This window comes from Maribacter aurantiacus, assembly GCF_005780245.1.
Lineage (GTDB): Bacteria > Bacteroidota > Bacteroidia > Flavobacteriales > Flavobacteriaceae > Maribacter > Maribacter flavus.
This window is the reverse complement of record NZ_VBUK01000003.1, coordinates 227,197-241,221: the sequence shown is the minus strand read 5'-3', so window position 1 is coordinate 241,221 and position 14,025 is coordinate 227,197. Positions and strand designations below refer to the sequence as shown.

The 14,025-nt window shown below is 42.0% G+C and carries 11 protein-coding genes and 1 tRNA gene; 4 read left to right on the top strand and 8 right to left on the bottom strand.

Going from position 1 to position 14,025, the window contains the following annotated elements; all coding sequences use genetic code 11:
* Positions 1 to 3: 3 nt before the first annotated feature.
* Positions 4 to 1,275: a serine--tRNA ligase gene (gene serS / locus FEK29_RS07945; protein WP_138257890.1), complete on the bottom strand. Its 1,272-nt coding sequence runs from the start codon at positions 1,273 to 1,275 to the stop codon at positions 4 to 6.
* Between the two features lie 79 nt (positions 1,276 to 1,354).
* Between serS and FEK29_RS07940 the strand changes: the two genes are divergently transcribed.
* Positions 1,355 to 1,735, top strand: coding sequence for a VOC family protein (locus FEK29_RS07940; RefSeq protein WP_138257889.1), 381 nt, complete (start codon positions 1,355 to 1,357; stop codon positions 1,733 to 1,735).
* Here FEK29_RS07940 and FEK29_RS07935 read toward each other — a convergent pair.
* Positions 1,732 to 3,054 (bottom strand): HTTM domain-containing protein, encoded by a 1,323-nt coding sequence (locus FEK29_RS07935; protein WP_317129173.1) that lies wholly within the window; start codon positions 3,052 to 3,054, stop codon positions 1,732 to 1,734. The two genes, FEK29_RS07940 and FEK29_RS07935, sit on opposite strands and share 4 nt — an antisense overlap.
* A complete protein-coding gene (locus tag FEK29_RS07930) occupies positions 3,054 to 3,983 on the bottom strand; it encodes a bifunctional riboflavin kinase/FAD synthetase (RefSeq protein WP_138257888.1) in 930 nt (309 codons plus the stop codon). Before FEK29_RS07930 ends, FEK29_RS07935 begins: the two co-directional genes overlap by 1 nt.
* Before the next feature lie 53 nt (positions 3,984 to 4,036).
* Here FEK29_RS07930 and FEK29_RS07925 point away from each other — a divergent pair, with 53 nt between their 5' ends.
* Together FEK29_RS07925 and FEK29_RS07920 are read left to right on the top strand one after the other, a co-directional pair.
* Positions 4,037 to 7,822 (top strand): reprolysin-like metallopeptidase, encoded by a 3,786-nt coding sequence (locus FEK29_RS07925; protein ID WP_138257887.1) that lies wholly within the window; start codon positions 4,037 to 4,039, stop codon positions 7,820 to 7,822.
* Positions 7,822 to 8,502, top strand: coding sequence for an outer membrane lipoprotein LolB (locus tag FEK29_RS07920; protein WP_138257886.1), 681 nt, complete (start codon positions 7,822 to 7,824; stop codon positions 8,500 to 8,502). Before FEK29_RS07925 ends, FEK29_RS07920 begins: the two co-directional genes overlap by 1 nt.
* Here FEK29_RS07920 and pth read toward each other — a convergent pair.
* From pth to FEK29_RS07905, 3 genes are all read right to left on the bottom strand, one after another.
* A complete protein-coding gene (pth, locus tag FEK29_RS07915; protein WP_138257999.1) occupies positions 8,499 to 9,128 on the bottom strand; it encodes an aminoacyl-tRNA hydrolase in 630 nt (209 codons plus the stop codon). The two genes, FEK29_RS07920 and pth, sit on opposite strands and share 4 nt — an antisense overlap.
* 82 nt (positions 9,129 to 9,210) lie before the next feature.
* Positions 9,211 to 9,861, bottom strand: a complete 651-nt coding sequence (locus FEK29_RS07910) for a 50S ribosomal protein L25/general stress protein Ctc (protein WP_138257885.1) — start codon at positions 9,859 to 9,861, stop codon at positions 9,211 to 9,213.
* A gap of 57 nt (positions 9,862 to 9,918) precedes the next feature.
* Positions 9,919 to 10,860 carry a ribose-phosphate pyrophosphokinase gene (locus tag FEK29_RS07905; protein WP_138257884.1) on the bottom strand — a complete coding sequence of 314 codons (942 nt, stop codon included), beginning with the start codon at positions 10,858 to 10,860 and terminating at the stop codon, positions 9,919 to 9,921.
* Between the two features lie 187 nt (positions 10,861 to 11,047).
* Between FEK29_RS07905 and FEK29_RS07900 the strand changes: the two genes are divergently transcribed.
* A tRNA-Leu gene (locus tag FEK29_RS07900) sits at positions 11,048 to 11,129 on the top strand.
* Positions 11,130 to 11,521: 392 nt separating this feature from the next.
* Here the strand turns inward: FEK29_RS07900 and FEK29_RS07895 are convergent.
* Complete coding sequence (locus FEK29_RS07895; protein ID WP_138257883.1) at positions 11,522 to 12,505, bottom strand: hypothetical protein; 984 nt, start codon at positions 12,503 to 12,505, stop codon at positions 11,522 to 11,524.
* 3 nt (positions 12,506 to 12,508) lie between these two features.
* The gene (locus FEK29_RS07890) at positions 12,509 to 13,999 is read right to left on the bottom strand and encodes a serine hydrolase (protein ID WP_138257882.1); all 1,491 of its coding nucleotides are present in this window, start codon (positions 13,997 to 13,999) and stop codon (positions 12,509 to 12,511) included.
* Positions 14,000 to 14,025 lie beyond the last annotated feature (26 nt).

Here is a 14,025-nt window from a genome sequence, read left to right as displayed (position 1 = left end):
GGACTAGTCAATTTTATCGAACCCACAATAGGGCACCAACACCTCGGGGATTTGGATACCGTCTTCGGTTTGATAATTTTCAAGAATTCCGGCCAAGACTCTGGGCAAGGCCAAAGAGCTACCGTTCAGGGTATGTGCTAGTTGACTTTTTCCGTTTTCGTCCTTGTACCTTAATTTTAAACGATTCGCCTGATATGTTTCAAAATTGGATACGGAACTGATTTCCAGCCATCTGTCCTGCGCCGTAGAATACACCTCAAAATCGTAGGTTAGGGCAGATGTAAATCCTAAATCCCCACCACACAATCGCAAGATACGGTACGGCAATTTCAACTCACGCAAAATATTTTTTACATGTTCCACCATACCATCCAAAGCTTCGTACGATTTATTGGGATGCTCTACATGGACAATTTCCACTTTGTCAAACTGGTGCAACCTGTTCAGTCCGCGCACATGGGCACCATAACTTCCAGCCTCCCTTCTAAAACAAGGCGTGTAACCTGTGTATTTAATAGGAAAGTCGCTTTCCTGTAGGATGGTATCCCTAAAAATATTGGTCACGGGAACTTCCGCCGTAGGAATCAGATACAGGTCGTCCGCGGTTATATGATACATCTGTCCTTCCTTGTCCGGCAATTGTCCGGTTCCATACCCGGAAGCCTCGTTTACCACGTGGGGCACCTGCATTTCCGTGTAGCCGGCATTGGTATTCTTGTCCAGGAAATAGGAGATCAAGGCGCGCTGTAAACGTGCTCCTTTCCCTTTGTAAACGGGAAAACCGGCTCCTGCGATCTTAACGCCGAGTTCAAAATCGATAATATCGTATTTCTTGGCCAATTCCCAATGGGGTAAGGCGCCATCTACCAGCTTGGGAATGTCCCCTTCCCTAAAAACTTCCTCATTGTCCTCTTCGGAACTTCCTGCCGGCACCAATTTGTTGGGGATATTGGGAATTTGATATAAAAGCGATTGAAGTTCCTCTGCCGTAGTTGTCAGTTCCTCCCCTAATTGTTTGGACTCCTCCTTAAGGTCCGCCGTCTTTTCCTTTAAGGTATTCGCCTCTTGTGCCTTTCCGGATTTATAGAGCATGCCAATTTCTTTCGATAACCTGTTTGATTCCGCAAGGATGGAATCCAATCGGGTTTGGGTAGCGCGTCTTTTTTCATCCAAAAGAAGTACGCCGTTCAGCATGGATTCGGCATCAATATTTCTTTTTTTAAGGGCTTCTAAAACGTTCTCCTTTTCCTCTCGTATGACCTGTAATTGTAGCATCGCTCTATATAATTTGGCAGCAAATTTAAGGGAAAGTTCCCATTAAAAGGTATACTTTTAATACCTAAAACAATGGTTTATGGTTTTTGAGCATTTTGCCTTGAACGTTGCCAATATTGGACAGGTGGTAGATTGGTATTGCCAGCATCTGGGGCTAACAATCGCAAGCGAACAAAAAGTAGCACCCTATATGACCTTTTTGGCTGATAGCGCCGGCAGGGTCGTCTTGGAACTTTACAGTAGGGACGATGCCACAAAAAGAAATTTTGAAACGGAACATCCGTTGACATTTCATGTTGCCTTTGTTTCGGAGGATGCGGCTAAGGATAAGGAGCGTTTAATGGCCCAGGGCGCAACCTTCTTCGAGGAGGTCCTCAAGCCGGATGGCGGTCATCTCGTTATGCTCCGTGATCCTTGGGGGATGCCCCTACAGCTTTGCCAGCGGGCGATAAAATTTTAGTCCTCCAATGGAGACGGTAGTATCCAATCGCTGTGTTTCAATGGTGTCCAAGGAATATTTGCGAGGTCCACGGTTGGGTCTATAAAAGGACCTGGAGGTCGGCCATTGATGCTTACCTTGGAATTAATTAGGTATACGGATACTTCCTCGTTTTCCTCTTTTAAATCCCTTTTTAGATACTGTGCAAATTGCCAGGCAAAATCTGGATAGGCGAGGACTTTTCGTTGTTGACCTGTAGTAAGATATTGCTGTATATCTATGAATAGTTCCGTGCCGTTGCCGCGCAATACCTTAAATTGTCCCGTACCGCTTCGTTCCCTTAACATCATTCTCCAGCTCATTCTATGGCCTTCTTCCGTCCATAATACATCGTCCTTTATAAAATAGTGCCTGATAGGTAGGATTAACTGGAGCAAAAAATAGATACCGAACACTACCAGGAATGGTTTTTTATAGTTTGGGACCACCGTTTTCTGGAGGTTAAAAGGGACTTTACGTTTGAAAAATAACTTTCTGATGGTTTCCGGTTCAAAGAAGAAAACCGTGAAAGCCAAGGACAGATAAGGAAATATTCCTATCTGGAAAATGACCGAATTGAAGAGGTGAAAGAAAATGGAGGCGATAAAGGCCGCTTTTCGGGTAGGTTTCCAAAGCAACGCCGGAACCACCAACAAATCAAAAATAATCCCAAAACTCCCGATGATTTTGTGCATCAAAGGCTGTTGCAATACATCACCAACGAGCGGGTAGCCGGACTTTGACTTCATCAGTATGTCTATCATGCCAAAATCCAGCCAATCTCCGTACAGTTTTGCAATGGAGGCGTAGGTATATACAATGAACAATTGCAAGACTATGATCCACTTCACATAGCCGTACATGGAATTTTCCTTTTGAGAGTTTCCCATGCGAACATCCAAGGAATATGCTTTATGGGCCGGAAATAGGCACATCAAAAAGGAAATAAGGACCAATAAATAATAATGATTGTTATATGCGGTTTTTTGCATCAGGTAACTGCCGGTCCAGAGCAAGGTAAAAGCCAGTACGGAGAATCTGTATTTTAGCCCCAACGCTATACATATTCCCAAGATACCCATCAGGGAAAAATAAAAATACATACCCGGCCCGGCAAGGGCTTCCAGCCATGCAAAATCAATAAAGGGAAAGGTGTATTGGGGCGCTACGATATTCCTTTTGAGCCAGCCCGTGGCTATGGCACCAAAACATTCCAATGAAACGAGAACGCCAAAAAATATGCGGAAAATGATAAGCGGGCTGTTGTCAATTCTATGAAATAACAACCTCTTGAGCATCATTATCTATTGGATATAAATTGCAGCGATTTCTCTTTGTCCTTGGCCAATTGTAATTTCAGTTCGTCCAGGGAATCGAACTTTTGCTCATCACGGAGCCGGGAAAGGAGATTAATCTGGAGATTCTTGTCGTAAAGGTCCGCATCAAAATCAAAAAAATGAACCTCTATTGTTTTTGAAGTACCGTTCACTGTTGGATTATAGCCAATATTCATCATGCCAAAAACATCCGCACCCTCAATATGGCTTTTTATGATATAGGACCCATTTTTGGGAACAAGTTTATAGGTTTCCTCAATATGGACGTTCGCCGTTGGGAAGTGGATTTTTCTGCCAAGGCCCTTCCCTTTTTTTATGGTCCCCGTTAGCATGTACTCATAGCCTAGGTAGGCATTGGCCGTTTCTATATCGCCATTTTCCAAGGCCCTACGTATTTTCGTGGAGCTCACGGAAACCTCGTCTATTTCCTGCGCAGGGATTTCCTCCACGGAAAAATCCAGCGCGTTTCCAAAAGCGATCAAGTCGGTTATATTGGCGTTCCTATTTCTGCCAAACCGATGGTCGTAACCAATAATAACGTTCTTGGATTTTAATTTGTTCACCAAGAGATCGCGAACAAATTCCGTCGCCGAAAGCCGCGAAAATTCCTTGGTAAACGGATGGATGACCAAAATATCCAATCCCATTTTCTCCAGAATGGATTTTTTTTCGTCTATGGTGTTAAGAAGCTTTATATTGGCATCTTTTTGCAGTACCATACGGGGGTGCGGAAAAAAGGTAAGTACGGCCGATTTTAAATTGGAGTTCTTGGCACGGTTTATGACTTTTTCCAATATTTTCCGGTGACCAATATGTACTCCGTCAAAGGTGCCAATGGTTATGGCAACAGGGTGTTTTTCATCGTAATTGGAAATGCTTTGAACTGTAATCAACGCTGTTGGAAAATAAAAAGAACTATATTTGATTTGGAGATAAAAGCCCCACAATGACCGCTAAATTACGTCTTGTTTTCTCAATTACCATAGTATTTCTTTCCTTTTCTGGGTTTGCACAGACCAATTATTGGCAAAGAGCGGAGCTTAAAAATCAGGATAGGCAAAGTACCCTCAAGCGATTAGATGTACAAAAGGCCAGGGCATTTGTGCTGGATGAAAAAGGGTTGAAAGGGGAACTTTCCAAGGTTTCCAAATCCAAAAGATCAGTAAGAACCATCCATTTTCCGGATGCTGAAGGCAATTTGATACCGTTTCAAGTCGAAGAATCCCAATTATTTGCACCGGAATTGGCCCAAAAATATCCCAACATAAAATCCTATAGGGGCGTAGGGTCCGGACCAAATAAGCAAAAGATATTTTTTAGTGTTTCCCCCAAAGGGATACAGACTATGATCATGGACCCTGGCAAGGAGGGCACCGTATTTATGGAAAAAGCGGCCAGCGGTGATTATGTGGTTTACAATGCAAAAGATCATTTGACCAAAAAATTGGATTTTGTCTGTAAGACCGACCCAAATATGGTTGCCTTACAATCCACCGCGTCAACAGCCAAACTGGTGGACGATCAAAGCCTGAGGAGGTTTAGGGTCGCGATTGCAGCCTCCGGGGAATACACGCAATTCCATGGGGGTACCATCCCCGATGCCCTTGCGGCCATCAATGCCACATTGACACGGGTGAACGGCGTTTTTGAACGTGATCTGGGAGTGACCTTGGAGCTGATTGCCAATACGGATGCCGTTATTTATACCAACCCGGATACGGATCCCTTTTCAGGGGGCCTGAGTTCCCAAACCCAGAATACCTTGACCAGTGTTATTGGCGAGGCCAATTATGATATTGGCCATTTGTTCAATCAGCAGGATGATACTTTGGATGGCAATGCAGGTTTTATTGGTTCCGTCTGTCAGGATAACAGAAAGGGCAGCGCCTACACCACGTTGTTCGCTCCACAAGGCGATCAGTTTGACATCGACTTGGTTGCCCATGAAATGGGACATCAGTTTGGAGCCAACCATACTTTTTCACATTTGTCCGAAGGCACCTTAGTGCAGGTGGAACCTGGAAGCGGCACCACCATTATGGGGTATGCCGGGATTACGAACGCAAATGACGTCGCCACAAATTCAGATGACTATTTTCACTATGTGAGCATCGTACAGATCCGCGAATATTTGGAGACGATAAGCTGTGGGGAAACCCTGCCTTTGACCAACAATGCCCCCATTTTAAATCCGGTCAGTAACTACACCATTCCTGTTGGAACCGCCTTTGTATTGACGGGCAGTGCCAGTGATCCTGATTCAACGGATGTGGTGACCTACACTTGGGAGCAAATAGACAATGGAATTGTCACCCAGGCCACTTTTGGGCCCAATAATCCCACAGGTGCCATGTTCCGTTCGCTCCCCCCTTCAGTATCTCCAGAACGTTATTTTCCAAGGTTGAGTAGGGTAGTATCGGGTGACCTTACCCAGTCCAACCCTGTTGAAGGAGGGGCATGGGAAACGGTATCTAATGTGCAGCGTGAAATGAACTTTTCGCTTACTGTGCGCGATAATGTATTGAACGGCGGACAATCCGCCTCAGATGAGGTTACAGTTGTCGTTTCCAGACAGGCAGGCCCTTTTTTGGTTACCTCACAAGAGGTGCCGGCAACTTTTGTGGCAGGCGAAACGGAGACCATCACTTGGGATGTGGCCAATACCAATGAATTGCCCATAGCAGCCCAGAATGTGGATATTTTTCTCTCCACGGATGGCGGACTCACCTTCCCCAACAGGATTGCCCAGAACATTGCCAATGATGGAAGTCATACTATGGTGATTCCAGGAGGTTATACCACAACTGCCGGGAGGTTTATGGTCAAGGCTTCGAACAATATTTTCTTTGCCGTGAACCAAGCTGATTTTTCCATTTCGGAGTCTGAAGTGGTACTGAATTTTGCGGACCTTACCTATGAAGTCTGTAAACCGGATGACCTTGTGGTCAGTTTTGACTATGAAGCGTATTTAGGCTTCATGGAGGAAAGTACCCTGAGTGTTGGGGCGTTGCCACCTGGAGTGACCGCCACTTTTTCACAGGATACCGTTTCCGTTTCCAATACCACGATTGACCTTACTATCTCGGGAACTGAAAATTTGGCCATTGGTAATTATCCTATTGATGTTATTGCCACTTCGGTCAGCGTTACAAAAAGTATTTCCTTGCAATTGAGCGTTTTCGATAGCAATTTCTCCGAAGTCATACTTACCGCTCCATCGGACGGAAGTTTGGACGTATCAAAAGATGTAGTCTTGGAATGGGAACCGGATTTGGTGAGTACCTCCTACGCGGTTGAAATTGCAACGGACATCGGTTTTACGGAAATTATTGAATCCAAAGTGTTGGCGACAAATTCCTACCAGCCCACGTCCTTGTTGAACGAAACCCAGTATTTTTGGCGTGTCAAGCCTTTGAATGCCTGCGGGGAAGGAGTTTTTGGGGTACCTTTCAGTTTTACAACGATACAGTTCAATTGTATCACCAAGGCGAGTAACAACGTTCCAATAACCATAACCCCTGTAGGAACACCAACGATTACCTCAAGGGTTCTTTTTTATCAGGATTTGAATTTGGCCGATATCAATGTAAACCTGGATATAGAACATACGTATTTATCGGATTTGGTCATCAGCCTCACTTCCCCAGCGGGAACAACGGTGGTTTTGGTTTCCAGTGCCTGTGGGAACAATTCGGACATCAATGCGGTTTTTGACGATGAGGCTGCAGACGCATTTACATGTTCCGGTTCCCCTGCAATTAACGGAACCGTGCGTCCCATTGGCACCTTGAGTTCCTTTTATGGGGAATCCATACTAGGTGAGTGGGTCTTAGAGGTAAAGGACAATGCGGCGTCGGACGGAGGCCGACTCAACAATTTCTCCTTAGAGGTGTGTGTTGAGGGTGATTTTAGACCTGATGACGACGAGGACGGGGTGTTCGATGATGGAGATGATCTGTGTTTGGGCACACCTTTGGGGCAGGAAGTGGATGCATCTGGTTGTGCCATTTACAGATTTACCCAAGAAAACTTTAACGTAAGCCTTGAAAGCGAATCCTGTAGGCCAAATAACGATGGTGCCATACGGATAGTTCCCAAAGTATTTTTGGATTATGAAATCACCGTAAACGGGAACGGTGTAAATACTACCGATAATTTTACCAATAGTTACAACCTTACCAATTTAAGCGCGGGAACCTATGATATCTGCATTACCGGAACCGATGGTACCATCAGCTATGAACCCTTCTGTTTGGAGGTGGTCATTACAGAACCTGCCCCACTGAGTGTTACCTCCAAGGTTTCCTTACAGGCTTCCCAGGTGGTTCTGGATTTGGAAGGAGCCAAAGGATACTATGTTGAACTTAATGGTTTCACTACCTATACGGCAGAAAAACAGTTTTCATTGGACCTTTCCAAGGGCATCAATTTTTTAAAGGTGTACACCGATATTCCCTGTCAGGGTATGTATGAGGAGGAAATTCTAGTTTCCGATGGCCCACGGGTATTCCCGAACCCCTTCCTCGATTTTATAGAAATCTATTTCGATGTACCCGCGCAACGGGCTACCATGATGTTGTTCAGTTCTGATGGTAGGTTGTTACGAACCGATAAATTACAGGATGGCGTTTCCTCCAAGGAATACGATTTGAGTATGTTGCCCGTTGGGATGTATTATTTGCAATTTGATAACAGGGGAACGAAAAAAACAACTAAGATTTTAAAAAGATAATGAGAAAGACAGTACTTCTTATGTGCCTTTTTGCGGTATTTGGTTGTAAAAAGAAAGACGACCCAAAACCTCCCGGTCAGGTGTTGCTTTTGTTCCCGGAAAAGAATTCTGAATGCACCACCGGTATAGATCAGGATGACTCTACGAGCAGGGTGACCTTTCAATGGCAAAGATCGGATAATACGGACAGCTATGAATTGCGCGTGACCAATATCAACTCTAATACGGTGCAGACCATTTCAACCCAAAGCACAACGGCCAGTCTTCCCTTGCTAAAGGGACAGCCGTATTCTTGGTTGGTGCGTTCCAGGAACAATCAAATGGACAACACGATTTCTAGTGAAATGTGGAGTTTTTATAATGCAGGTTCAAGGACCACATTTGCCCCGTTCCCGGCTGAAATATTAGATCCCAGCATGTCCGAACGTGTGTTCAAGGACATTAACAATGAAGTGACCCTGTCTTGGTCTGCATCGGATCTGGATGATGATATTGAGAATATCGAGGTATATTTTTCGGAACAGAATCCGCCTACGGATTTGGAAGCTACTTTGTCCAACTTGGCCACTACCTTTAAAGTATCCGTAATCTCCGGCACTACGTACTATTGGAGTGTGGTTACGCGGGATGCAGAAGGAAATGCCACCAACTCTGGAATCTATAGTTTCAGCGTTCTTTAAACCCCGTTGAATTGGTTCATTGTGCGGGAAACACCTGACAAAACAAAGGATTCCATAAGCGCAATGGATTTTTCCAATCGCTCCGGCATTTTTGAGTTCTCCTCGTCGTTCCACTGGCCAAGTACATATTCCACTTGTCTGCCCTTGCCAAAATCGGCACCAACACCAAATCGAAACCGATTGTAATTGGTAGTCTGTAATACTTGTTGAATATCCTTTAGACCATTGTGGCCGCCATCGCTTCCCTTGGTCTTGAGACGCAAAGTACCAAATGGGAGGTTGATGTCATCCGTTATGACGAGCAAGTTTTCCAAGGGTATTTTTTCCTTGTCCAACCAGTATCGCACCGCTTTACCGCAAAGGTTCATGTAGGTGGAGGGTTTCAGGCAGAGGATGCTTCGGCCTTTTAATTTGTAGATTGCAATGTCACCTAGCTTCTCGGTTTCAAAAGCCAGCCCTTTCTGATTTGCGAGGGCATCCAAAATTTTAAAACCAATGTTATGTCGGGTTTCGGCATAATCGGCACCTATATTTCCTAATCCAACGATTAAATACTTTTTCATGGGGTCTACCTCCTCTAAAAATGGGTCTACTAAGCCCAATAATTTTTTAAGATATTTCAACATAGAATATCTTTTACAGTTGCCTAAAAATACAAAAGCACCCCAATATTTAAACCGGGATGCTTTTTGGGTCTGTAAATCAAATCTATTCTTGGGCAGCTTCTTCAGCTGGGGCCTCTGCTCCCTCAGCACTTGCTTCTGCTCCTTCTTCTTCATCAGTTTCTTCATCCTCGTCATCGGTCATAACCGCAGTACGTGCTGTTTTAACCTGTACTACCGTAGTGGTATCTGGGTGAAGGATTGTGAAATCGTCACTTAACAAAGACGAAACCGCAATGTTCTGGCCAATTCTAAGTTTGGAAATATCCACATCAAAAAAATCCGGTAATTTATCCGGTAAGGCCTTAATGGTAAGTTTTCTTTTTCTGAACAATAAACGTCCACCGTTTCTAACCCCTGGCGAGTTTCCTTGCAACCTAACTGGAATATCCATGGTTACAGGTTTGTCCTCGAACAACTGATAGAAATCAATGTGCATGATACTGTCAGTAACAGGGTGGAACTGGATGTCCTGCATTACGGCGTTCACCTTGGTCCCGTTATCCAATTCAATTGCAACTGTGTGCGCATTGGCGGTGTAAACCAAATCCCTGAACGCTAGTTCATCTGCTGAAAAGTGCAATGGTTTATCCCCTCCGTATACTACGCAAGGAACCTTTCCAGCATTACGTAGGGCCTTTGTTGACTTCTTGCCCACGCTTTCTCTTTCTGATCCTTTAATTGTAATTGACTTCATTATATGTATTAAAAATTAAAAATTCTAATTGTCTCCTGGTCCGTTCTTAGTCTCTTTTTACATTAAAAACTTGGACGAAATGGAATTGTTGTTGTGTACTTTGTGCATAACATCCGCAAATAGATCCGCACAACTCAGTACTTTTACCTTATCGCTTTTTACTTCCAAAGGGATGGAATCTGTAATGATCAATTCCGTTAGTTTGGACTTTTCGATTTTCTCGTAGGCATTGCCGGACAATAAGCCATGGGTAGCAATCGCCCGTACGCTTACCGCTCCCCGATCCATCATCAAATCTGCAGCTTTGGTCAATGTACCTGCGGTATCCACCATATCATCCACCAGAACAACATTCTTCCCTTGGACATCCCCAATAAGTTCCATGTGGGAAATGACATTCGCCTTGGCCCGCTGTTTGTAACAAACGACTACATCGCTATCCAAGGCCTTGGAATAGGCATAGGCCCTTTTTGATCCGCCCATATCAGGTGATGCAATGGTTAGGTTTTCCAATCCCAGGTTTTGCAAATAAGGGAGAAACAACGTAGAGGCGAACAAATGATCTACAGGTTTTTCAAAGAATCCTTGAATCTGGTCCGCGTGTAAATCCATAGTTATGATCCGGGTAGCTCCAGCCGTTTCCAGCATTTTTGCAACAAGTTTAGCGGCAATGGGTACCCTTGGTTTGTCCTTTCTGTCCTGTCTGGCCCATCCAAAGTAAGGCATTACGGCAGTTATATGTCGCGCAGAGGCACGTTTGGCACCATCGATCATCAATAACATCTCCATAAGGTTTTCCGGACCGGGATGGGTAGATCCAATGATAAATATTCTTGCACCACGAATGGATTCTTCAAAAGAGGGCTGAAACTCACCATCACTGTATCGGGAAAAAATAACATTGCCCAAATCCACACCATAAGCCTTGGCAATTTTTTCTCCTAAAACCGTACTTTGGGTACAGGCGAAAAATTTTGGTTCCGGAACGCTGTATGGCATGGCTTGTTTTTTGTATCTCTGCCCCTAGAACGAAGTAGGCTAAATGCCTTGTTTCTACTGCTCTTTGCGCAGGTGTTTTCTAAGGAGGTGCAAATTTAGAAATTAATTTGTCTTGCTAAAGGATAATTGTTGAATTTTTTGGTGTGGAAATAAAAATATTTTTTAGTTTTGCAGTCCTATTTTAAACGCTCGAGTGGCGGAATTGGTAGACGCGCTGGATTCAAAATCCAGTTCTTTCGGGAGTGTGGGTTCGATTCCCACCTCGAGTACAAAAGGGAAAGCCGAGATTTATGTCTCGGCTTTTTTGTTTTGGGTACAACATAGGTACAACAATTGAAGTGTATTCATTTATTTTTTAAAGCTCAGTTTTTCTTAATGTCCAACTGAACACTAATTTTGGGTTTACTAATACAATTGTAGCCTTATTCCAATTTATTCAGTTTATTTTAGCTCTAAAGAAAAGTCAATTCATGAAACCTGAAAGATTTTAGGTCCGAATTGCCTTATAAACGCAGGTTGAAAGCGATATTAAAGTAATGACAAAAGTAAATTGTCTATATTTTTCTCCTTTTGCAGATTCGTTTAAAGTAATACTATTTCTTTTAAGAAAATCTTTTTCTGAGCATCTCAATAACAACAATTTACACTAAATCATTTTTGTTCATTTAAAGCTTTTTGAATAAATCCAATTCATAAGTTCGTTTTTATCAATTGCACCCCAGGTAGTCTGTGTGTTTTTATTTTGGAATGTATCATTTTCAGGATGAAGGACTATGAGTTCGGTATTCTCGTTCCCAGCCAATTGCAATTCGGCCAAAAATCCAACCATATCAGTAGAATTATTTTCATACAAGGTTCTTACATATTTCTTTAGCCTATATTTTATTGCAGGTTCGATATAAGCCCTGACAGCATAATCCTTGTAAAATTTTATATTCCTGTTTTTCTTGTCAAAATAGCTATAAGAGGAGTAATAATGGTAGTTTTCAGGCGAAGTTTCGGGTGTACCCTTCAAATACGATTCCAACATAAAATTGATGAATTTGGGTTCCCATAGATTAATGCGATTGATACGAATATCACGTTGATGTTGATACCATTTTCTTGTCCAATCCATAGTCAAATTGCAAATGACGATACCTTTTATGTCAAGCTGAAAATCATAATTGCCATTTTTTATAAACTCTATATATTTCAAAGCCCTATGACCTACCAGGCCGGACCCAATCAAAAAAACGTTTTCATTGGGCAGTTTATGCTCGGTAAACACCTCCCTGAGTACCGCGTGGGTAGAAACTATGGAAGTAGGGGAAAAATAAAAGTCAAAAGGTAATTCCGAAGATACCGATATGATGGCAAAATTCTTTTCGGAAGCATAACGATACATCTGTTTTGAATTATCGTTCTTATTATCATACCCTGCATCTTCCAGAAAGACTAGTATTCCATTTATTTCCTTGTCCTTTGGGAGCATCAAAGTATATCCTTTTGCTATAAAGGGCAAGAAGTCCTCTTCTCCTATTCCAATCCTAAGACTATCATTTTTAACAGGTTCGTATTTTTCGATGATAGTTTGGGCGATTGAATTAGAATGATTAAATATCATCAAGACAAAAACCAATAGCAGTTTGAAAATACCCTTCATCTTTTATTTTTTTAACTCCTTAATTTTATCTTGCATCAGTCCGTTGTAATTATACTCATTTTTTTCATTCAACATTAGGGCCTCTTGATAGTATTTGACCGCATTTTTATTATCTTCCATAATCTCATAAATTTCCGCCAAACCGGCCAAGGCAATCCACCAATCTGGGTTTGCTTCAGCATTCAATTTAAAGACTTCCAACGCCTTTTCAGGCTCTTCATTCCATACAAAAGAATTAGCAACACCGTTGATATTCATTTTTAAGTTGTCAAATAAGGAATTTGGATTTTGACCCTTAAGTTTAGCAATGGCCTCTGATGACCGTAGATATTCGCCCTTTAAGACCATATCCATGACCTCCTCTTCAAGTACCAACTTCTTTGTCCGTAAATCCGGTAAAACCAGCCGAGCAATATCGTTTACCAAGATATCATATGCTTCTATTTGATAACCATTCGATAAGAGTATAATTGACGTATCATATTTAGGAAAATATCTATAAGCCGACAAATTACCACCTGTAAATCCATAAGAGTCCAAACCATTCACATGATAATTATGCCAGCCATGTAAAAAATGATCTTTTTGATATTTAAAATTTTGCTGAAAATTAAAAGGTGACCACATTAAAGATTTTGTTTTTTCTTTCAAAAGCATATTATTTTTTAGCTTTTTATCCCATTCAATGAAGCTTTTTAAATTTATATTTAAACCGTTCCCTGAATGACCCCTAACCCCACTATTATTAGTGCCTTTTACAAACTTTTTGTTTTTACCACTATAAATATATCTTATGGCGCGACCGGGAATGGTTTCTTGTGAATTTGATGAAAACAAAACACCTCTTGTTTTGTTTTCAAATTGATTTTTTAGAATATACTCATCAAAAGACATTCCCGTAATTTTTTCAATAATCCGAGCAAGCAACCAATAATTTGTTTGATTGTATCGAAATTGAGACCCTGTAGCAAATTCCATCCCATCCATAGCTAATTTTTCCATTAACTCCTTATCTGTTAAGGTACTTTCATATCGAATGATGTCTGGCAGACCTGAGGAATGGCTCAAAAGGTTTTTTATTCTTACATCTTGCCATGCAGCAGGCAAACTATCTAGATAAGTTGATATTTTATCATTCAATTTTAATTCTTCATTCTCAATAAGCTGAAATACCCCTGTAGTTGTAATAAGTTTTGTTGCAGAGTAAATTCTAAAAAGAGTATTGGTAGTAACCGAACTACTATCGTTTAGTGAAGCGACTCCAAAATAGTTTTCATACAGGACTTCATCCCCTTTTACTACGGCCAAGGCCAACCCTGGAATATTATGCAATTCTATAGCATTTTTTAGGTAAGCATCAACATCCTTTACGACTTCAGTAGAATTGGTTTCCTCTTTTGGTTCAGAGCAAGAGATACTGAAAAAAGAAACTAATAGAAACAGATGCAGTTTTACAGGTTTATTTTTAATTACGTTAAAGTCCAATAATTTCATTACAATAATTTTTTGTTGTTATAAGA

What these genes read in the sequence shown, in the direction of transcription:
- serS (WP_138257890.1), bottom strand. Translation starts at nt 1,275, where the DNA reads ATGCTACAATTACAGGTCATACGAGAGGAAAAGGAGAACGTTTTAGAA.
- FEK29_RS07940 (WP_138257889.1), top strand. Translation starts at nt 1,355, where the DNA reads ATGGTTTTTGAGCATTTTGCCTTGAACGTTGCCAATATTGGACAGGTG.
- FEK29_RS07935 (WP_317129173.1), bottom strand. Translation starts at nt 3,054, where the DNA reads ATGATGCTCAAGAGGTTGTTATTTCATAGAATTGACAACAGCCCGCTT.
- FEK29_RS07925 (WP_138257887.1), top strand. Translation starts at nt 4,037, where the DNA reads ATGACCGCTAAATTACGTCTTGTTTTCTCAATTACCATAGTATTTCTT.
- FEK29_RS07920 (WP_138257886.1), top strand. Translation starts at nt 7,822, where the DNA reads ATGAGAAAGACAGTACTTCTTATGTGCCTTTTTGCGGTATTTGGTTGT.
- pth (WP_138257999.1), bottom strand. Translation starts at nt 9,128, where the DNA reads ATGTTGAAATATCTTAAAAAATTATTGGGCTTAGTAGACCCATTTTTA.
- FEK29_RS07910 (WP_138257885.1), bottom strand. Translation starts at nt 9,861, where the DNA reads ATGAAGTCAATTACAATTAAAGGATCAGAAAGAGAAAGCGTGGGCAAG.
- FEK29_RS07905 (WP_138257884.1), bottom strand. Translation starts at nt 10,860, where the DNA reads ATGCCATACAGCGTTCCGGAACCAAAATTTTTCGCCTGTACCCAAAGT.
- FEK29_RS07895 (WP_138257883.1), bottom strand. Translation starts at nt 12,505, where the DNA reads ATGAAGGGTATTTTCAAACTGCTATTGGTTTTTGTCTTGATGATATTT.
- FEK29_RS07890 (WP_138257882.1), bottom strand. Translation starts at nt 13,999, where the DNA reads ATGAAATTATTGGACTTTAACGTAATTAAAAATAAACCTGTAAAACTG.